Raw genomic sequence first — 17,912 nt, 5'->3', positions numbered from 1 at the left:
GCGCCCCCGCACGCGCTCCGCGCGGGCGAATGCGATCATGGCCGTCCGCGCAGAGCGTGCTGCGCGGACGGCCACGGGGTCGTCAGTCGGTGCCCGACTCCATCGCCGCGCGGTCTAGCGCCTGCGACTCGGACTCCTCGGCACCCACCGAGGCGATCGCCTCCGCACCACCGGCCTGCAACGATCCCACCAGCTCGGTCTGGGCCTTGCCGACCAGCCCCAGCTGCGCGTACCCCTCCAGCTTGGCCCGCGAATCGGCGATGTCGAGGTTGCGCATGGTCAACTGGCCGATGCGGTCGGTCGGACCGAACGCGGCGTCCTCGGTGCGCTCCATCGACAGCTTGTCCGGGTGGTAGGAGAACGACGGACCGCGCGTGTCGAGGATCGAGTAGTCCTCGCCCCGCCGCAGCCGCAACGTCACCTCACCGGTGATCGCCGAACCCACCCAGCGCTGCAACGACTCCCGCAGCATGAGCGCCTGCGGGTCGAACCAGCGGCCCTCGTACATCAACCGGCCCAGCTTGCGGCCCTCGTTGTGGTAGCTGGCCACCGTGTCCTCGTTGTGGATGGCGTTGACCAGCCGCTCGTAGGCGGTGAACAGCAGCGCCATGCCCGGCGCCTCGTAGATGCCGCGGCTCTTGGCCTCGATGATGCGGTTCTCGATCTGGTCGCTCATGCCCAGCCCGTGCCGACCACCGATCGTGTTGGCCTCGTGCACCAGATCGACCGGCGAGGAGAACTCCTTGCCGTTGATGGCCACCGGCCGGCCCTGCACGAAGGAGATCGTGACGTCCTCGGGCGCGATCACCACCGACTCGTCCCAGAACCGCACACCCATGATCGGGTCGACGATCTCGATGCCGGTGTCCAGGTGCTCCAGCGACTTGGCCTCGTGGGTGGCGCCCCAGATGTTGGCGTCGGTGGAGTAGGCCTTCTCCGCCGAGTCGCGGTAGGGCAGACCGTGCTCGACCAGCCACTCCGACATCTCCTGCCGGCCACCCAGCTGCTCCACGAAGTCCTCGTCGAGCCACGGCTTGTAGATGCGCAGCCGCGGGTTGGCCATCAGGCCGTAGCGGTAGAACCGCTCGATGTCGTTGCCCTTGAACGTCGACCCGTCACCCCAGATCTGCACGTCGTCGGCGAGCATCGCGCGCACCAGCAGCGTCGCGGTCACCGCGCGGCCCAGCGGAGTGGTGTTGAAGTAGGTGCGCCCACCGGAGCGGATGTGGAACGCTCCGCACGACAGCGCGGTGAGCCCCTCCTCGACCAGCGGCTCGCGGCAGTCGACCATGCGCGCGATCTCGGCGCCGTAGTCCTTGGCCCGGCCCGGGATCGAGGCGATGTCGGACTCGTCGTATTGCCCGATGTCGGCGGTGTAGGCGCACGGAACGGCACCCTTGTCGCGCATCCAGGCCACGGCGACGGAGGTGTCAAGACCCCCGGAGAAGGCGATGCCGACCCGCTGGCCGACCGGCAGTGACGTCAGAACCTTGGACATGCGGAAAGTTTATGCGACCGACTGTATGGTTATCCACCCGGGTCGCCCATCGGTGTGCAACCTCACCCCATCGCAGGCCAGCGGCGGTGACGTGCCCGAACTCACCGCGACGGGACGAGCCACCGGCACGCGAGTTGGGCACAATCAGAGGCGAATCGGATCCGGACGAGGCGCACCGTACCTGGCCATGCAAAGACGGTGCAGACGCGCGAGGAGCGCGCACCGTCATGGCATGGATCGTTCTCATCATCTCCGGCATGTTCGAAGCCGTCTGGGCGCTCGCGCTCGGCAAATCCGAAGGGTTCAGCCGGCTCGCGCCGTCGCTGGTGTTCGCCGGCGCGCTCGCGATCAGCATGGGCGGGCTGGCGATCGCGATGCGGACGCTGCCCGTGGGCACCTCCTACGCGGTGTGGGTGGCCATCGGCGCGGTGCTCACCGTCGGCTACTCGATGGCCACCGGCGACGAATCGATCTCACCGCTGAAGATCGCGCTGCTGCTGGGCCTGATCAGCTGCGTGGTCGGCCTCAAGCTCGCCCACTGACCTCATCCCGGGGTGTGCCGTCCCAGCGCCACGTCACCGGCCTGGGGCGGCCGGGCAGGTCCGCGCGGCCGGTCGACCACAGCAGCACCGGCCACGGATCGGTCGCGGCGGGGGCTTCGGGGAAGAGCCGGTCGAGCACGCGGGAGCACAGCTCGGCCGGTGGGGTCCAGTCCAGGCCGAGACCGTCGGTGACGTCGTGGGTGTGCACGAGGGTCTCCACGATGCCCATCGCCGCGAAGCCTTCGGGATCGGAGCGGCCGAACGTGTGGTGCGAGCGCAGCTGCGGTGATGCCGTGCGCACCATCGCCACCAGCAGCGCTGCGGTGGCCTCGAGCGTCTGCAGCAGTCCCTCCGGCCCGGCCTCGGGGTCGGCGTGCACGGCGTTGCACGGCCCGCCCTCCCGGCGCGGTTGCCACACGAACGGCACGAGACCGTTCAACGCCGGTGCGGCGGGGCTGAGCTGGACGGCGTAGGCGAACAGGTCATCGCCGAGGTGCTCGACCGTTTCCCAGCGATCCCACTCCAGCGAACCGGCCTTCGACCGCCACGAGTCTTTCGGCACCTCCCGCAAGACCGCCACGGCCAGTCGCACGCAACGAGCGAGGTCATCGGCGGTCACCGCTGATCGAGACATCCCCGGACCGTACCGCCACCACACCCGCGGTCGCCCCGGGTTTTGCGACACCGCCTCGGACTTCCCGACACGTCAACCAGGGTCATGGCTGTGCGGTGCGCTGCGTGGGCGGCCTCGTGCTTCGGGGAGGTGACGCGCCCACAGGACCAGATCGATCGCGACCGACAGTGCGATCAGCGCTGTGAGGGCGAGCAGGAGCCAGACGGTCAGCATCGCTGCCGATGCGGGGTGGGTTGATGACAGAAGTCGATGAGGGCGCGGGCGATCTGGCCGGGGGCGTTCTCGGTGGGGATGTGGTCGGCCTCCGGGATGCGGACCAGCGTGGTCCGCGGGACCTCCCGGGCGAACTTCTCGGCGTACTCCACCTTCTCGTCGACGTCGTGCTCGCCCCAGATCAGCAACTTGGGCACCGTGGAACGCCGCAGCGCGGGAACGAGATCAAGGGTGTAGCGGCTGTCGGCCGCGCCCGCCATGGCGAGCCAGGAGCGTCCGACCCGCGGATCGGTCCACGGCTGCAGGTACTCAGCGATCCGCTGCTCGGTGGCGGCACCCGCCAGCGCCCCCGTCACGGCCTGTCGGCGTGCGGCGAGGAGTTCATCGACGGTGGTCGCCGCGGTGACCACCGGGTCCCGGTACCGGCCCACGTGGGGCGCGGGCCAGGAGTCGTAGACCACCGAGTTGACCAAGGCCAGTCGGCTCACCTCCAGCTGATCGTGGACCAGCAGGTGCTGGGCGACGGCGCCACCGATGTCATGACCTGCCACGGCGACCGGCCCGGAGATCTTCAGGGCGGAGACCAATCGCACCACCCACTCCGCGAGGGCCGGAACCGTGGCGGTTTCCAGGGTGAGCTCGCCTCCCGAGCGCCCCAGCCCGGGGAAATCGACCGCGAAGGGCCGCAGCCCCGCCTGCGCGAGGCGCCCCAGCACCGGAAGCCACACCCGGCTCCAATACGTCCCGTGCAGCAGCAACACGGCCGGGCCGTCCTGCTCTGCGGTCAGGTAGCTGACCGTTTCGCCGTCGACCTGGACCGCGTTCCTCAACACGCCCGTTTCCGTGGTGTCACTCATGCGACCACTGTGACCGGAACCTGCCTTCCGGCCGAGAGGCAAGAAAGACATTCATGGGTATATTTCTGCCATGGACCGTCATCGGGTGGTGGCCCTGCTCCACCCGCCCCAGTCACCCTTCGAACTCGGCTGTGCCGCGGAGGTCTTCGGCACCGTCCGGCAGGACGTGACCGCCCACTACGACTTCTCGATCTGCGCCGAGCGCCCCGGCCCCCTCCGGACCACCATCGGCTACACGATGCTCGTCGAGGCCGGCCTGGAGGCCCTGCAGGAGGCGGACACCGTGGTCATCCCCGGCTGGCAGCCACCCGGCACACCCGCGCCACCGGCCATCACCGAGGCGCTGAGGACGGCTCACCAGCGCGGGGCGAGGATCGTCGCCATCTGCACGGGGGCGTTCGTCCTCGCCCAGACCGGTCTGCTCGACGGCCGCCGCGCCACCACCCACTGGCGCCAGAGCGACCAACTCGCCGCCACCTTCCCCGAGGTGCAGGTGGATCCCGACGTGCTCTACGTCGACCACGGCGACGTGGCGACCAGCGCCGGAACCGGTGCGGGCATCGACCTGTGCCTGCACCTGGTCCGGTCCGACCACGGCGCGGCATACGCCTCCCAGATCGCCCGGAACATGGTGCTGCCACCGCACCGGGAAGGCAGCCAACTCCAGTACGCCGCACCACCCGCACCGGCCCGAGCGGACGAGTCCTTGGCGCCACTGCTGGAGTGGGCCACCTCCCAACTCCACACCCTGACCGTCTGCCAACTCGCCGAACACGCCGGGCTGTCGTCCCGAACCCTCGCCCGGCGGTTCACCGAACAGCTCGGTACCAGTCCCGGGCGGTGGCTGCTCGGCCAGCGCCTCGACGCGACACGAGTGCTGCTGGAACAGACCGCCCTTCCGGTGGAGGCCATCGCCTCCCGGGTCGGACTCGCCTCGGCGGTCAACCTGCGCCGCCGCTTCCGGGCGCACTTCGGCACCACACCCGGCGCCTACCGGCGGACCTTCGGCGAAACCCGGCCGCAACGCCGGTGAACTGCGGGAAGTGCCTCCGGCCACGCCCAGGCGACGAGATGCCGCTCGCTCTGGGACCGCACCGCAGTGCCGGGCTTTGCGGTGGTGCGACGTCAATCCTCGTCGAGCAGGTGGCGGAGGTACTTGTCCGGGCCGGCCAGGAAATCCCGGGTGAGGCGGACCGGTAGCGCGTGGTCGAAATCGGTGGTGGCCGTGGTGCCGTCGTCGTCGATCTCGATGATGCGCGCGCCCGGCAGAGCCAGCAGGACGGGGGAGTGCGTGGCGATGATGATCTGGCTTCCCTGCCCCGCCAACTCGGCCAACCGTGCCAGCAGTGCCATGCAGCCGCGCACCGACAGCGCCGCCTCGGGTTCGTCGAGGACGTAGAGGCCGCCGGGGCCGAAGCGGTGGGCGACCAGGTCCAGGAACGACTCGCCGTGCGAGCGCTCGTGCGGCGACACGCCGCCGTAGGCCGGCAGCAAGGACGGCGAGTACGGGTCCTCGTCGAGGCGTTCGATCTCGCTGGCGACGTTGTAGTAGGACTCGGCGCGCAGGAAGAACCCGGTGCGCGGTTTGCGGTTCCAGCGCAGGATCAGGTGATCGGCGAGGCTGGACTCGGTGGCGCGGGTGGCGAAGCGGAATGACTGGGAGCCGCCTTCGGGGTTGAAACCCGCCGCGGTCGCGATCGCTTCGACGAGCGTGGACTTGCCGCTCCCGTTCTCCCCGACCAGAAACGTCACTGATGAATCCAGGTCCACTCCGCCGCCCGCGGCCAGGTGGGAGACCACCGGCAGCGTGAAGGGGTAGCGGCCGGTGTCCGCGCCGGTGTCCAGGCGGGCGTGGCGGATGAAGGCGCCGGTGACCCGACGCGATTCCCAGCTCCGACGCATCGCCCGACGCTAGCGCGCCCGCACCCTCCGGGAAGTCGCCCCGGCAGTTCTCGCCAGGTTTCGTCCACCCTCAAACCAATTACGTTACTAACGTTTTTAACCAAACGAAACGGAACCCGATCCAGCGAAAACGGACAGCGGGTCGGCGCGCATAATCGCGCTTATGTGCGGTAGGGTCGGGTGATGGAGATCGAGATGGGGCGCGGGCCGGATGCGGTGGGGACGCGGGCGCAAACGGAACTCCTCGCTTCGGCCACGCGCACGGGACACACCCTGGCCGCGCTGATCGCCTCCTGGCTGGGGTCCTTCGCCGAGTCCGCCGACACCCGGAATGCCTACTCGCGGGACCTGCGCGAGTACCTCGACTGGTGCACCCGGCGAGAACTGGACCCGCTGGCGCTGCGGTTGCCCGAGGTGCAGATGTACGGCGCGGAACTGGCCGGCGCCACCAACCCGCGCACCGGGCGCCCACCGGCGGCCTCCACGCGCGCCCGCAAGCTCGCCGCGGTCTCCAGCTTCTACACCTACCTCGTGCGCGCCGGAGTGATCGATGCCAACCCGGCCCGCGACGCCGCCCGGCCGCGCTACGACCGCAGGCACTCGCCGACCGCCAGCGTCTCGGCGGAGCAGGCGAGCGCGATGCTGGCCGGCAGCCGCGACTACCGCCACCGCACCCTCGGGCCACAGGCATCCGCGCTGGTGATGGCGCTGCTGATCGATCTGGGCGTGCGCGTGTCGGAGCTGTGCAACGCCGACCTGTCGGATCTTGGCCAGCGCGAGGGGATGCGGGTGCTCACGGTGCGGATGAAAGGCGGCAAGGTGCGCACCCGCCCGATCCCGCACGCCCTGCACGGGGTGCTGGAGGCCTACCTGCAGCAGCGTCCCGATGCCGACACCGACGCGCTGGTGATCACCCGCGACGGGCGCCGGGTCAACCGCCACCAGATCTACCGCCTCGTGCAGGCCATGGCCGCGCAGGCCGGTGTCGCGATGCCGCAGCGCATCACCCCGCACTCGATGCGCCACACCTTCAACACCATCGCCCGCCAGCACGGGGCCGCACTGGAAGACCGGCGCGACGCCCTCGGACATTCCTCCGCAGCGGTCACCCAGCTCTACGACCACGTGGCGCTGTCGCTGAGCCGGGACCCGGCACACCTGGTCTCTCGCGCCACGGCAAGCCGTGAAGGCCCCGAAAACAGGGATCCTGAGGCACCACTCGAATGAGTCACGGTGACGAAAAGAATCTTGGTGGGCGGCGGTGACTTCCGGCCACCCGGGTAGTCCATAGTGCATGGCTACCAACACGCAAGCATCCACGACCGTGAACAGCATCGGCGTCACCATGTTCACCGTCGCCGACCAGGACGCAGCTCTGGAGTTCTACATCGGCAAGCTGGGTTTCGAGTTGCGCGGTGACACCCGATTCGGCCCCGACGGCGAATACCGCTGGCTGGAGGTCGCTCCGCCGGGATCCACCGCGCGCCTGGCCCTCAATCCCCCGATGGGCGGCGGGGAACCCGGCGGCAGTGCCATCGGGGTCGAAACACCTGACGTGCACGCCGAGTACGAGCGGCTGCGGGCCATCGGAGGTGTCCAGATCGACTCCGAACCCGAGTCCAGCCCGGGGGCACCGCTGCTGTTCATGGTCAGCGACCCCGACGGCAACCACATCGCCATCGTCGAAGTCTGAGACCACACGCGGGATCGGCCCCGGTGCGGAGCCGGGCCGCGCGGCGGGTGGGGTGATCACCCGATCACCCCACCCGCGCGATTCCTCGATCCGCGATGGCGGGAGCGCTACCGGGAGTTCGAGCAGGTCGCCGCCAGCGTGGTGCTGCGGGCCTCGAGGCCACCCAGCTCACCGGCGGGTCAGGACGGTGGTGGTGTTGGCGGTGACGATGGCGGCCACCGACGCCCACTGCCAGAGGTCGAGGTGCTGGCCGAGGATGAGCAGACCGGCGGTGGCGGCCAGCACCGGGTTGAGGCTCATGAAGATCGCGAACAGCGGTGCGGGCACGCGGCGCAGCGCCAGCGCGTCGCACAGGAACGGCACCGCCGAGGACAGCACGCCCGCGGTGACGGCGAAGCCCAGAGCGCTCCAGGTCGGCGGGTGCGCGAGCAGCACGCCGATGCCGATCGGCAGGAACAGCAGGCCGGAGAGACCGCAGGCGGTGGCGGTGCCCTGCGCGCCGGGCAGGGTTCGGCTCAGGGCGTGGTTGAGCAGGATGTAGCAGGCCCAGCAGACCGCGGCCAGCAGCGCCAGCCCCATGCCGAGGTAGTCGGCGCTGGGTTGCGGGCGCATCAGCACCGCCACACCGGCGGCGGCCAGCAAAGCGCAGGCCAGGTCGACGCGGCGGCGCGATCCGGCCAGGGCCACCGCCAGGGGGCCGAGGAATTCCAGGGTGACGGCCAGGCCGAGCCCGATGCGATCGACCGCGCTGTAGAGGGCGAGGTTGATGACCGCGAACACCCCGGCCAGGGCGATCACCAGCCGCCACTGCGCGGTGGTGAACTCCCGCAGGCGGGGCCGGGTGGTGGCCAGCAGTGCCACGGCGGCGATCCACTGGCGCACCGCGACGACCCCGGCGGGGGTGATGGTGTCGAAGGCCAGCGATCCGATCGCAGCACCGGTCTGGTTGGACACCGCGCTGCCCGACATCAACGCCACCCCCGCTCCGCGCGACGAAGTGGCTGGGGCGGTGGGTGCTGGGGTGTGGGTGGTGGCCATGCCGCTCACCTTCCCGGGCGGGCATCGTTGCACCAAATGCATCCGCCACGCCACCGATACGCTGGAGGTATGGATGTGGAGTTGCGGCAGCTGCGATGCCTGGTCGCCATCGTGGAGACCGGTACCTTCACCGACGCCGCAGGCGAACTCGGCTTGTCGCAGGCGCAGGTCTCGCGCACCCTGGCCGGGCTGGAGAACGCCCTGGGCGTGCGGTTGTTGCGGCGCACCAGCCGCCAGGTCACCCCCACCGCCGCGGGCACCCGGATCCTGGCCCGCGCGCGGCGGGTGCTGGCCGAGACCGAGGAGCTGGTGCGCGAGGCCACCACCGGGGACGCGAGCCTGCGCGTGGGTCATGCCTGGTCGGCGATGGGCAGGCACACGGTGGCCTTCCAGCGGCGCTGGGCGGCGTCGTGGCCGGAGGTGCGGTTGCAGTTGGTGCGTACCAACTCGGCCACCGCGGGCCTCGGGGAAGGCGCGTGCGACGTGGCCGTGGTGCGCTCGGAACCCGATCGGCGGCGGTTCTCCGGAGTGGTGGTGGGTCTGGAACGCCGCTACTGCGCGATGGCCACCGATGACAGGTGGGCGCGGCGCCGGTTCGTGCGGCTGGCCGACATCGCCGAGCGCACCGTGCTCCTCGACCGCCGAGCCGGATCCACCACCCCGCAGCTGTGGCCGGAAGATCAGCGGCCCGCGTTCGAAGACACCACCGACGTCGACGACTGGCTCACCGCGGTCTCCAGCGGACGCGTCGTGGGCATCACCTCCGAGGCCACCCTCACCCAGTACCGGCGCAGCGGTGTGGTGTTCCGGCCGGTGCGCGACGCCCCACCGATCCCGGTGCGGGTCATCTGGTGGCGCGACGAGCGGCACACCCACGCGGGCAAGGTCGTCGACCTGCTCACCGAGCTCTACCGGCGATGATCAGAACCCGGCAGGTGGGGCCGGAGCCCGGCGTTGTTGGCCAGCCCCGCCACCTGACCCAGCTCGGCCACGGCGGCGAACAACCCCGTCCACATCGGACTCTCTGGTGACATCGGCGCGGTACCAGCGCGGTGGCCGCGCCGGTACCGCGCGAACCACCGGTGACGATCGTGATCATGGCACGAGCACCATCAGCGCGGGGCCGTGCGTGCAGAGCACCACGAACGCCATCGCCACCGCCGCGGTGAACAGCACCGCCTGCACGACCAGACCCGGCCCGCGCAGCTTCCACCCGGCACCGGCGGCCAGCAGCAGCACCCCGACGAGCCCCTGACCCCACCAGTACACCGGTGAGGTGCTCTGCGCGATGACCAGCAGCCCGTACCCGGCCTCGCCCAGCAGCACCCCGCACAGCGACGAAAGTCCCAGCGCCGCGCGGGTTCCCGGCCGCCGCCGCAGCCACTGCGCTCCCACGCCCAGCAGCGGGCCGGCGATCAGCGCTGCGGCCGACCAGAACACCATCAGCCCGGTGGAGGCGGGGTAGCCGCGCAGCAGGTCGGTGAGCACGTAGCCGGCCAGCATCGACAGCAGGGACCCGAATCCGCAGACCGCTCCGGATGCCGCGGTCGGGGCGGGCAGGGCCAGCAGGAAGGCGAGCAGTGTCCACGATCCGCTGGAGTTGGCCAGCGACGACAGCCATGCCGGCAGCATCCCCTGCGCGATGGCCGTGGCCGCTCCCGCGATCAGCCCGCACACCACCGCCACCACGACGGCGCGGACGGTGCCGCGACGGCGGTGCCTGCCGCCGCGCGGTGCTGCGGTGTGGTCCATGCCCAGCAGTTTCCCAGCCGAGATCGGCGGTGGAAGGACCGGTTCGGACCAATCCCGGGAGCGCAGGATGGCGGAGTGTCCGCCCCGTCACCGGCGAGGAGGCCGGAGGGTTGTGTCCCGATGAGCGCAGGGCCCGGCGGATCAGTCCCAGTGGGCCGGGCGTTGCAGCCCGGCGGGCAGGCGGGTGGTGTCGTCGCCGCGCGCGGCCGAGACCTGCGGTGAGGTGAGGAACAGGGCGCCGGTGAGGTTCGCGCCGCGCAGGTCGGTGTCGCGCAGGTCCGCGCCCAGCACGTCGGCCTGGCGCAGGTCGGCGCCACGAGCGTCGGCGGCGATGAGCAACGCGCCCCGCAGGTTGGCCGCCCGCAGGTCCGCTCCGCGCAGCGAGCGGCCCATCAGGTCCGCGCCGCGGTGTTCCGGCCCGGGGCGTTCACCGCGCGCCAAGCGGCTGGCCTGCCCGAGCAGATCACCGGTCTGGGCGCGCTGGGCGTGGAGATCGAGGGCGGTGAGCTCCTCGGCGCCGAGATCGGTCAGGGCGGTGACCTCGTCGAGCCGGTCCCGCAAGTTCTGGTGCAGGGGCGCGGTTTCGGTCCGGTCGAGCGCGTCGGTGAGATACCACAGCAGTTCGTGCAGTCCGCGCATGACCGCGAACGCGGCGAACATCGACCCGGCGATGCCGGGTTCCTGCCGCCACGACGCGCCGCCGAAGGTGTGCTGGGTCAGGTGCTGGCCGGCGCCGAAGCAGTCGAAGACCGTGCAGCCGGAGAAACCCCGCTCGCGCAGGTGGGTGTGGATCCCGCAGGAGAAGTCGGCCAGCAGGTTGCGGCACGGTGTTCCGGCGGGCTTGTCCACCGCGAATTCCGCCGAGGCCGTGAAGGGCAGTGCCACGCAGCACAACCCGACGCATCGGGCGCAGTCGCCCCGCAGTTCCCGCTGTTCCACCATGGATTGGGATTGTCCTCTCACCAGCGGTGATCGCCGGCGGCGGGGGCGTTGGTACCGTCACTGATCGTGAGCGAGCAGCCGGAGCAGGCAAGCGAGACCGCTGAGGGCATCTGCCGTTTCCCGGGGTGTGAGCGGACGGTGGAGCGGCCCAGCGGCCCAGGACGTCCACCGGAGTACTGCGACCTGCCCGAACACACCCGGTGGCGGGCGTGGAAACAACGTCAGCGCCTGCAGGCCGTGGCCGAGCAGACCCCGGCCGCGGCACCGGAGGGTTCCAGCGAGTTCGACGGGGCGCGGTTGCGGGCCGAGGAGCTGGTGCGCCAGTACCGGTTGCTGTCCGAGCAGCTCGGGCGCAACCTGCGGGCCGGTCTGGACGAGCTGGCGACGCTGACCGACCCGTCGGCCGCGGAGGCCCAGATCCAGGCCGCCCAGGCCGAGGCCGCGCACCGCATCGCCCAGGCCGAGCAGGCGCTGGCCACCGCTGCGCAGCAGCGCCGCGACGCCGAGCAGGCCCGCCAGGCCGCCGAGGAGGCGGCTGAGGACGCCATCAGTGCCGCTGAGACCGCGGCTGCTGAGGCCGAGCAGGCCCGTGCCGAACGCGACCGGGCCGATGCCGAGGCCGAACGCGCGCGGGAGCAGGCGGCCGCGGATGCCGAGGCGGCGCGCAACGAGGCCGAGGTCGCCACCGCCGCGGCCCGCCGCGAGGCCGATGAGCTCGTCGCCCGGGCTCGCAAGGACGCCGAGGACCGGATCGCCGCCGCGCACACCGATGTGGAGACCGCGCGGGCCGATGCCGCCGCGCAGGTGCAGGCCGCCCAGCAGCAGGCGCGCCGGGAGGTCGCCGAGGCCGATTCCCGGCGGTCCGAGGCCGCCGAGCGGGCCGCCCGCGCGGAGTCGGCCGCCGAGACGGCCCGGGATCAGGTGGCCGAGCTGCGCCAGGCCGCCGACGCCTCGCGCGCGGAGATCGAGCGTCAGCGCACCGAGCTGGCCGCGGTGCGCGAGCAGCAGGCCGCGGAGCTTCAGCGCTCTCGCGACGAGGCCGCCGAACGCCTCAGCACCGAGCGCGAGGCGCACGCTCAGCGCCTGGAGGCGTTGCAGGACGCCCGGGATCAGGCGCTGGCGCGCGCCGAACGGGCCGAGACCCAGCTCGATGCCACCACCGACGAGCTCCGCGCGTTGCGCACCGAGCCCCCGCAGAGCGGTCGCGGCTGAGGCGTTATGGGTGGGGGCGGGTGAGCCGCCAGACGACCTCGGTGCCGGTTTTGGCGGGTGCGTGGGCGAAGCGGCCCGGGTGGTGGGAGTCGACGCAGGTGAAGCCGAGACGTTCGGGCACGCCGCGGCTGGCGGTGTTGGCCGCGTCGTGCCAGATCTCCACGCGGTCGATTCCCGGGAGCGCGAAGGCCTGCTCGGTCAACGCGCGGGCGGCGGTGGTGACCAGTCCGCGGCCGGTGTGCTCGGGGTGCAGCCAGTAGCCGATCTCCAGGCCGCCGTCACCGATGCGGCGTTCCAGGGAGATCGTGCCGGTGATGGTCTCGCCGGTGGTGATCAGGTAGGTGTAGCTGCGCCCGGTGTGCCAGCGGGCGGTGGCCTCGTCGATGAACGCCGCGGCCGCGGCGGCGGAGTAGTCGCCGGCGGCCCAGGGCATCCAGGGGCGCAGGTGGTGCTGGGATTCGGTGACCGCTCGGTGCAGGGCGCCGGCATCGGCCGCGGTCGGTCGGCGCAGCCGGGCACCGGGCAGGTCGAGGACTTCGGCGGGGCGGGTCATGCCCGCTGATGCTGCTGGCCGGGCACCGCGGTTGGCAACCTGTTTCCGCGCGGAAACGACGCTGGGGGCGTGAACCCGCTCGTCGGGTTCACGCCCCCAGCGGTGAGCGCTGTGCGGTTCGGGCTCAGATGAGGCCGAGCTTGCTCACGGTGTCGCGCTCCTCGGTGAGCTCGGCGACCGAGGCGTCGATGCGCTCGCGGGAGAACTCGTCGATCTCCAGGCCCTGGACGATCTCGAACTTGCCGTCGCGGGCGGTGACCGGGAACGACGAGATCAGGCCCTCGGGCACGCCGTAGGAGCCGTCGGAGACGACACCGGCGGAGGTCCAGTCACCCTCGGGGGTGCCGTTGACCCAGGTGTGGACGTGGTCGATGGCGGCGTTGGCCGCGGAGGCGGCCGAGGAGGCGCCGCGGGCCTCGATGATGGCCGCGCCGCGCTTGGCCACGGTCGGGATGAACTCGTCGGCCAGCCAGGACTGCTCGACCTGCTCGGCGGCGATCTTGCCGCCGACCTCGGCGTGGAAGAGGTCGGGGTACTGGGTGGCGGAGTGGTTGCCCCAGATCGTCAGCTTGCGGATGTCGGTGACCGACACGCCCAGCTTCTGCGCGAGCTGGGTCTGGGCCCGGTTGTGGTCCAGGCGGGTCATGGCGGTGAAGCGCTCGGCGGGCACGTCCGGGGCGTGGGCCTGGGCGATCAGCGCGTTGGTGTTGGCCGGGTTGCCGACCACCAGCACGCGCACGTCGTCGGCGGCGCCGGCGTTGATGGCCTCGCCCTGGGGCTTGAAGATGCCGCCGTTGGCCTCGAGCAGGTCACCGCGCTCCATGCCCTTGGCGCGGGGGCGGGCACCGACCAGCAGCGCGACGTTGGTGCCGTCGAAGGCGGTGCGCGCGTCGTCGGTGATGTCGATGCTCTCCAGCAGCGGGAAGGCGCAGTCGTCGAGCTCCATCGCGGTGCCCTCGGCAGCCTTGACCGCCTGCGGGATCTCCAGCAGCCGAAGCTTGATCGGGGTCTCGGCGTCGATGAGCTGGCCGGAGGCGATCCGGAACAGCAACGCGTAGCCGATCTGACCGGCCGCACCGGTGACGGTCACGGTGACGGGAGCTTTGGTCATGAGGTCTCGTTCTCCTGCTCGACGGGTGGTGTTTGCTCTGCTGGGGATGCTATCCCCAGCGCCGCGGGGCTGTGGGAGTCCGGTCAGGGATCACAGCGCGGGCGTTGCGGGACCGATTCAGCCCGCGAGATCGGCACCACACGTGGGGTGGCCAGGGGTGTGGGATTGGCCGTTTTCCACCCGTGGCGTGGTGCCTAGCGTCGTCGGAAAGTCGGGTGGCGACGGGGGTGCGGTGTGGTCGGTGGTGCGGCGGTGGCCGGGATCGTGGTGGTGGCGCTGGGCTTGGTGCTCACGCCGGGGCCGAACATGGCTTACCTGGTGTCGCGGACGTTGACGCAGGGTCGGCGCGCGGGTGCGGTGTCGTTGTGCGGTGTGGCGGCGGGTTTCGCGGTCTACGCCGCGGCGGCGGCTGCTGGTCTGTCCACGGTGTTCGTGCTGGTGCCCGCGCTGTACGCGCTGGTGCAGGTGGCGGGGGCGGGGTATCTGCTGTGGTTGGCGTGGCGGTCGCTGCGGCCGGGTGGGGCCTCGGTGTTCGAGCCCGCGCCGGTGCCGCCGGTGTCGGCGGGCAGGTTGTTCGCGATGGGGTTGCTGACGAATCTGCTCAACCCGAAGATCGCCGTGCTGTACGTGTCGTTGCTGCCGCAGTTCGTGGATCCGGCGCGTGGTTCGGTGGCCGCGCAGTCGCTGGTGCTGGCGGGGGTGCAGATCGCGGTGGCGGTGTCGGTCAACGCGGTGATCGTGCTGGGCGCGGGTGGGGTGGCGCGGGTGCTGGCGGGTCGTCCGGTGTGGGCGCGGGTGCAGCGGTGGGTGATGGGTGCGGTGCTGGCGGCGTTGGCGGTGCGGCTGCTGGGTGAGCGCTCCCGCGCACCCCTCTAGACCGGTGGGTCAGGTCATGCGTTTGCCGCCGCCGGCGTAGAGGGTTTGCCCGGTCAGCCAGCGGGCTTGGTGGGAGGCCAGGAACACCGCGATGTCGGCGATGTCGTCGGGGTGCCCGACCCTGCCCAGCGGGCTGTGCTCGGCGAAGCGGGTGTTCATGTCACGGCTGATCCAGCCGGTCTGCACCGGGCCGGGGGCGATGATGTTGACGGTGATGCCGGCGGGCCCGAACTCCGCGGCGGCCGAGCGCGACAGCGATTCGAGGGCGTTCTTGGTGGCCCAGTAGGAGATTTCGCCGGGTGCGCCGTCGGCGGCGTCGGTGGACACGGCGATGATGCGACCCCAGTCGGCGCGTCGTTGCCGGTGGCGGCGGTGGTGTTCGGCCATGAGCAAGGCGGGTGCGCGGGTGTTGACGGCGTGGTGGGCGTCGAGGCTCGCGGCGGTGAGGGTGCGGGCGCCGCGCGCGCGGGTGAAGGTGTCGGGGTCGTTGTGGGCGGCGTTGTTGACCAGGATCTCCACCGGGCCCAGCTGTGCCTCGGCCTGGTCGTAGATGAGGGCCGGTGCGGCGGGGTCGGCCAGGTCGGCGGTGATGGCGTGGGCGGTGTGGCCGTCGGCGCGCAGCGCGGGGGTGAGGTGGTCGCTGCTGCCGGGCGGGTTGACCAGCAGCAGCCGGACCTGCTGGCGGGCCAGCGCGCGGGCGATGGCCGCACCGATGCCCAGGGCGTTGTCGGTGCCGGTGATGACGGCGACGCGGTCGCGCAGTCGCGGGTCGATCATGAGCTGATCATGGCCTGCCCCGCCGGCCGCGCGTGCCTCGGGGTGGTTCTAGGCTGTGGCGGCATGGCGGACGGTGAGGACGGGGTCGATCGGATCCAGGCGGCCTGGCAGCGAGAACGGCCCGGCATGCCGGTGGCCTCGATCGGGGTGATCACGCGGATCTGGCGCATCGCGAAGCTGCTGGACGACGAACGCCGCCGCACCGACGCGCGCGCCGGGATGGACGCGGCCACCCGCGATCTGCTGTCGACGTTGCGCCGCGCGGGCCCGCCCTATCGGCTCGCGGCCGGTGAGATCGCCCGCCAGTCCCTGGTCAGCGCCGGGGCGATCTCGCAGCGGGTGGCGCGGGCCGAGCAGCGCGGTCTGGTGCGCCGCGGACGGGGTGGTGACGACGGGCGCAGCGTGCTGGTGGAGCTGACCGAGACCGGCCACCGGCTCATCGAGGACCACGTCGACGATCTGCTGCACCACGAGGAGACGTTGCTGGAATCGCTGGATGCCGGTCAGCGCGAGCAGCTGACCGAGCTGTTGCGGGTGTTGCTGGGCGATCTCACCGAGCGCTTCGGGGCCGAGGACCGTCCTTAGTGGCCTTTGTGGGCGCCTCCGTTGACGTGCAGGGTTTGGCCGGTGAGGTGCCCGGCGCCGGGTGAGGCGAGGAATGCGGTCAGGGCGGCGATGTCGCCGGGGCGGCCGGAGCGGCCGGTGTCGGTGTGGTCGATGAGGGTGCGGCGGCGGGTGTCGGTGAGGTGTCCTCGGAAGAACTCGGTGTCGTCGATGAGGCCGGGGGCGATGATGTTGGCGGTGATGCCGCGCGGGCCGAGTTCGGCGGCCAGCGTGCGGGTGTAGGCCTCGAGGGCGGCTTTGGCGGCGCCGTAGGAGCCCGATCCCTGGGCGGCGGCGATCGAGCCGAGGGTGATCACGCGTGCGCCGTCGGCCAGACGGGGTGCCAGGGCGGTGGTGACCAGCACGGCGGTGAGCACGTTGGAGCGCAGGTTGGCCTGCCAGGACTCGGCGACCGCGGCGAGCCCGTCGGCGCGGGGCCGGTCGAAGTCGGTGTTGCCGCCGGCGTTGTTGACCAGCACGTCGATCGCCTCGGGCAGCCGGGCGGTGGCGGCGGTGACCTGGTCGGGGTCGGCGGTGACCTGGTCGGGGTCGGCGGCGTCGAAGGGCAGTGCGGTGGCGCCGAGGCGGTCGGCGGCCTGGGTCAGGGGGCCGGGGCGGCGGCCGGTGATGGTCACCGAGTCTCCGGCGCGGGTGAAGCTTTCGGCGATGGCGTAGCCGATTCCGGTGGCGCCACCGGTGATGACGATGTTGCGCACCACAACTCCTTAAGGTCTAAAGTAGTTGGTTCACGGTAGCGCCACCCCGCGGCCACCGGCAACGGGTTTTTCACCCGCATGCCGCCGAAAAACCGCTTGCCGTGGGCGAATGCGGCGTGTAGAGGTCAGTGAATGCTGCACGAGAGCGGTACCGGAGAGGTGGTGGCGCTGACCGGCCGGACCACGACGTTGCGCTACGCACCGCTGGCCGGGGCCCCGCGCATGGCCCGGCTGATCGCCGCCGAAGGCCCGGACGTGCTGGAACTGCTGCACCAGCGACTGCCCGGCTGGAACGTGGTCACCGACCTCACCCACGGGCAGCAGCTGCTGCGCGCGGGAGCCAGGCTGCGCCGCCACGCCCACACCATGCACCGCGACCTGCGCTGCGACCCGCCCCCGCAGGACTGGGCCGCGCTGCGGCCCCCACCTCCGCTGCGGGTCACCACCTGCGAACGCCCCGCCGAGGCGCTGCTGCAGGCCTGGCGGGAGGCCTACCCGCCAGGCCACCCCGATCACGTCACCGCCGATGACCGCACGCTGCGCACCGAACTGCTCCAGCCGCTGCTGTCGGGCAGAGTGCTGGGCCCGCTGCTGGAGGCCAGCGCCCTGGTCGCCGACGGCGCGGGCACCGTGGTGGCCGGGCTGATCGCCAACGACCGCGCCGGAACCGCGTGGATCAGCGACGTCTTCCGCCGCCGCGCACCGGCCTACACCGGCCTGGGCGGGCTGCTGCTGCGCCGCGCGCTGTCGGGTGTGGCCGGCGATTTCGCGCGGGTGGGACTGGCGGTGACGGTGGGCAACCCGGCCCAGCGGCTCTACCGGAAGCTGGGCTTCGAGATCACCGAAACCACCATGACCTTCGCCGTGCCGTGAGAGCCACCGGCTACAGTGGCGGTGTGACCGGCAGTTCTCATCTCACCTGGTGGCGCTCCAGCTAGGAGCGGCCACCCACTGCGGTACACCCAGATCACCCGAGGGCCGTTCGACCGACGG

20 protein-coding genes and 1 riboswitch are annotated in these 17,912 nt (G+C 71.6%); of the genes, 9 read left to right on the top strand and 11 right to left on the bottom strand.

Features of this window, described 5'->3' with window-relative positions:
• Window positions 1–82 precede the first annotated feature (82 nt).
• Window positions 83–1,498: an argininosuccinate synthase gene (gene argG, locus AB0J91_RS12795; protein WP_363867487.1), complete on the bottom strand. Its 1,416-nt coding sequence runs from the start codon at window positions 1,496–1,498 to the stop codon at window positions 83–85.
• Between the two features lie 146 nt (window positions 1,499–1,644).
• Window positions 1,645–1,703, top strand: a riboswitch (guanidine-III (ykkC-III) riboswitch).
• Between the two features lie 22 nt (window positions 1,704–1,725).
• Here argG and AB0J91_RS12790 point away from each other — a divergent pair.
• Entirely contained in the window at window positions 1,726–2,040 is a 315-nt protein-coding gene (locus AB0J91_RS12790; protein WP_363788421.1) for a multidrug efflux SMR transporter, read from the top strand.
• Here the strand turns inward: AB0J91_RS12790 and AB0J91_RS12785 are convergent.
• A complete protein-coding gene (locus AB0J91_RS12785; protein WP_363867484.1) occupies window positions 2,024–2,674 on the bottom strand; it encodes a maleylpyruvate isomerase N-terminal domain-containing protein in 651 nt (216 codons plus the stop codon). The genes AB0J91_RS12790 and AB0J91_RS12785 overlap by 17 nt on opposite strands.
• Window positions 2,675–2,880: 206 nt before the next feature.
• Complete coding sequence (locus tag AB0J91_RS12780; RefSeq protein ID WP_363867481.1) at window positions 2,881–3,744, bottom strand: alpha/beta hydrolase; 864 nt, start codon at window positions 3,742–3,744, stop codon at window positions 2,881–2,883.
• 70 nt (window positions 3,745–3,814) lie between these two features.
• Here AB0J91_RS12780 and AB0J91_RS12775 point away from each other — a divergent pair, with 70 nt between their 5' ends.
• Window positions 3,815–4,777 (top strand): helix-turn-helix domain-containing protein, encoded by a 963-nt coding sequence (locus AB0J91_RS12775; protein ID WP_363867478.1) that lies wholly within the window; start codon window positions 3,815–3,817, stop codon window positions 4,775–4,777.
• 92 nt (window positions 4,778–4,869) lie between these two features.
• Here AB0J91_RS12775 and AB0J91_RS12770 read toward each other — a convergent pair whose 3' ends face one another.
• On the bottom strand, window positions 4,870–5,646 hold the full coding sequence (locus tag AB0J91_RS12770; RefSeq protein WP_363867475.1) for an AAA family ATPase: 777 nt from the start codon (window positions 5,644–5,646) through the stop codon (window positions 4,870–4,872).
• Window positions 5,647–5,829: 183 nt separating this feature from the next.
• Here AB0J91_RS12770 and AB0J91_RS12765 point away from each other — a divergent pair, with 183 nt between their 5' ends.
• Entirely contained in the window at window positions 5,830–6,873 is a 1,044-nt protein-coding gene (locus AB0J91_RS12765; protein ID WP_363867472.1) for a tyrosine-type recombinase/integrase, read from the top strand.
• 67 nt (window positions 6,874–6,940) lie between these two features.
• Window positions 6,941–7,339 (top strand): VOC family protein, encoded by a 399-nt coding sequence (locus tag AB0J91_RS12760; protein WP_363867469.1) that lies wholly within the window; start codon window positions 6,941–6,943, stop codon window positions 7,337–7,339.
• A 168-nt stretch (window positions 7,340–7,507) separates the two neighbouring features.
• Here AB0J91_RS12760 and AB0J91_RS12755 read toward each other — a convergent pair whose 3' ends face one another.
• A complete protein-coding gene (locus tag AB0J91_RS12755) occupies window positions 7,508–8,377 on the bottom strand; it encodes an EamA family transporter (RefSeq protein WP_363867466.1) in 870 nt (289 codons plus the stop codon).
• A gap of 69 nt (window positions 8,378–8,446) precedes the next feature.
• On the opposite strand from AB0J91_RS12755, the gene AB0J91_RS12750 reads away from it, so the two are divergent.
• Window positions 8,447–9,298 (top strand): LysR family transcriptional regulator, encoded by an 852-nt coding sequence (locus tag AB0J91_RS12750; protein WP_363867464.1) that lies wholly within the window; start codon window positions 8,447–8,449, stop codon window positions 9,296–9,298.
• 174 nt (window positions 9,299–9,472) lie between these two features.
• Here AB0J91_RS12750 and AB0J91_RS12745 read toward each other — a convergent pair whose 3' ends face one another.
• Window positions 9,473–10,129 (bottom strand): DUF6518 family protein, encoded by a 657-nt coding sequence (locus tag AB0J91_RS12745; RefSeq protein WP_363867461.1) that lies wholly within the window; start codon window positions 10,127–10,129, stop codon window positions 9,473–9,475.
• A 141-nt stretch (window positions 10,130–10,270) separates the two neighbouring features.
• Window positions 10,271–11,071, bottom strand: a complete 801-nt coding sequence (locus tag AB0J91_RS12740; protein WP_363867458.1) for a pentapeptide repeat-containing protein — start codon at window positions 11,069–11,071, stop codon at window positions 10,271–10,273.
• 66 nt (window positions 11,072–11,137) lie between these two features.
• Between AB0J91_RS12740 and AB0J91_RS12735 the strand changes: the two genes are divergently transcribed.
• Window positions 11,138–12,283, top strand: coding sequence for a hypothetical protein (locus tag AB0J91_RS12735; protein ID WP_363867455.1), 1,146 nt, complete (start codon window positions 11,138–11,140; stop codon window positions 12,281–12,283).
• Between the two features lie 4 nt (window positions 12,284–12,287).
• Here AB0J91_RS12735 and AB0J91_RS12730 read toward each other — a convergent pair whose 3' ends face one another.
• Together AB0J91_RS12730 and AB0J91_RS12725 are read right to left on the bottom strand one after the other, a co-directional pair.
• Entirely contained in the window at window positions 12,288–12,836 is a 549-nt protein-coding gene (locus tag AB0J91_RS12730; protein ID WP_363867452.1) for a GNAT family N-acetyltransferase, read from the bottom strand.
• A gap of 124 nt (window positions 12,837–12,960) precedes the next feature.
• Entirely contained in the window at window positions 12,961–13,947 is a 987-nt protein-coding gene (locus AB0J91_RS12725) for a malate dehydrogenase (protein ID WP_363788442.1), read from the bottom strand.
• Between the two features lie 252 nt (window positions 13,948–14,199).
• On the opposite strand from AB0J91_RS12725, the gene AB0J91_RS12720 reads away from it, so the two are divergent.
• Window positions 14,200–14,823 (top strand): LysE family translocator, encoded by a 624-nt coding sequence (locus AB0J91_RS12720; protein ID WP_363867449.1) that lies wholly within the window; start codon window positions 14,200–14,202, stop codon window positions 14,821–14,823.
• A 9-nt stretch (window positions 14,824–14,832) separates the two neighbouring features.
• Here the strand turns inward: AB0J91_RS12720 and AB0J91_RS12715 are convergent, their stop codons facing one another.
• Entirely contained in the window at window positions 14,833–15,600 is a 768-nt protein-coding gene (locus AB0J91_RS12715) for an SDR family oxidoreductase (protein WP_363867447.1), read from the bottom strand.
• A gap of 63 nt (window positions 15,601–15,663) precedes the next feature.
• On the opposite strand from AB0J91_RS12715, the gene AB0J91_RS12710 reads away from it, so the two are divergent.
• Window positions 15,664–16,185, top strand: coding sequence for a MarR family winged helix-turn-helix transcriptional regulator (locus tag AB0J91_RS12710; RefSeq protein WP_363788448.1), 522 nt, complete (start codon window positions 15,664–15,666; stop codon window positions 16,183–16,185).
• Here AB0J91_RS12710 and AB0J91_RS12705 read toward each other — a convergent pair.
• Window positions 16,182–16,922 carry an SDR family oxidoreductase gene (locus AB0J91_RS12705; protein ID WP_363867445.1) on the bottom strand — a complete coding sequence of 247 codons (741 nt, stop codon included), beginning with the start codon at window positions 16,920–16,922 and terminating at the stop codon, window positions 16,182–16,184. The genes AB0J91_RS12710 and AB0J91_RS12705 overlap by 4 nt on opposite strands.
• A gap of 129 nt (window positions 16,923–17,051) precedes the next feature.
• Here AB0J91_RS12705 and AB0J91_RS12700 point away from each other — a divergent pair, with 129 nt between their 5' ends.
• Entirely contained in the window at window positions 17,052–17,792 is a 741-nt protein-coding gene (locus AB0J91_RS12700; RefSeq protein ID WP_363867442.1) for a GNAT family N-acetyltransferase, read from the top strand.
• The last annotated feature ends 120 nt before the right edge of the window (window positions 17,793–17,912 follow it).

Source organism: Saccharopolyspora sp. NPDC049357 (assembly GCF_040677225.1).
Classification (GTDB): domain Bacteria; phylum Actinomycetota; class Actinomycetes; order Mycobacteriales; family Pseudonocardiaceae; genus Saccharopolyspora.
Note: the sequence above shows the minus strand (reverse complement) of the source record. Positions and strands in the feature narration are given on the sequence as shown.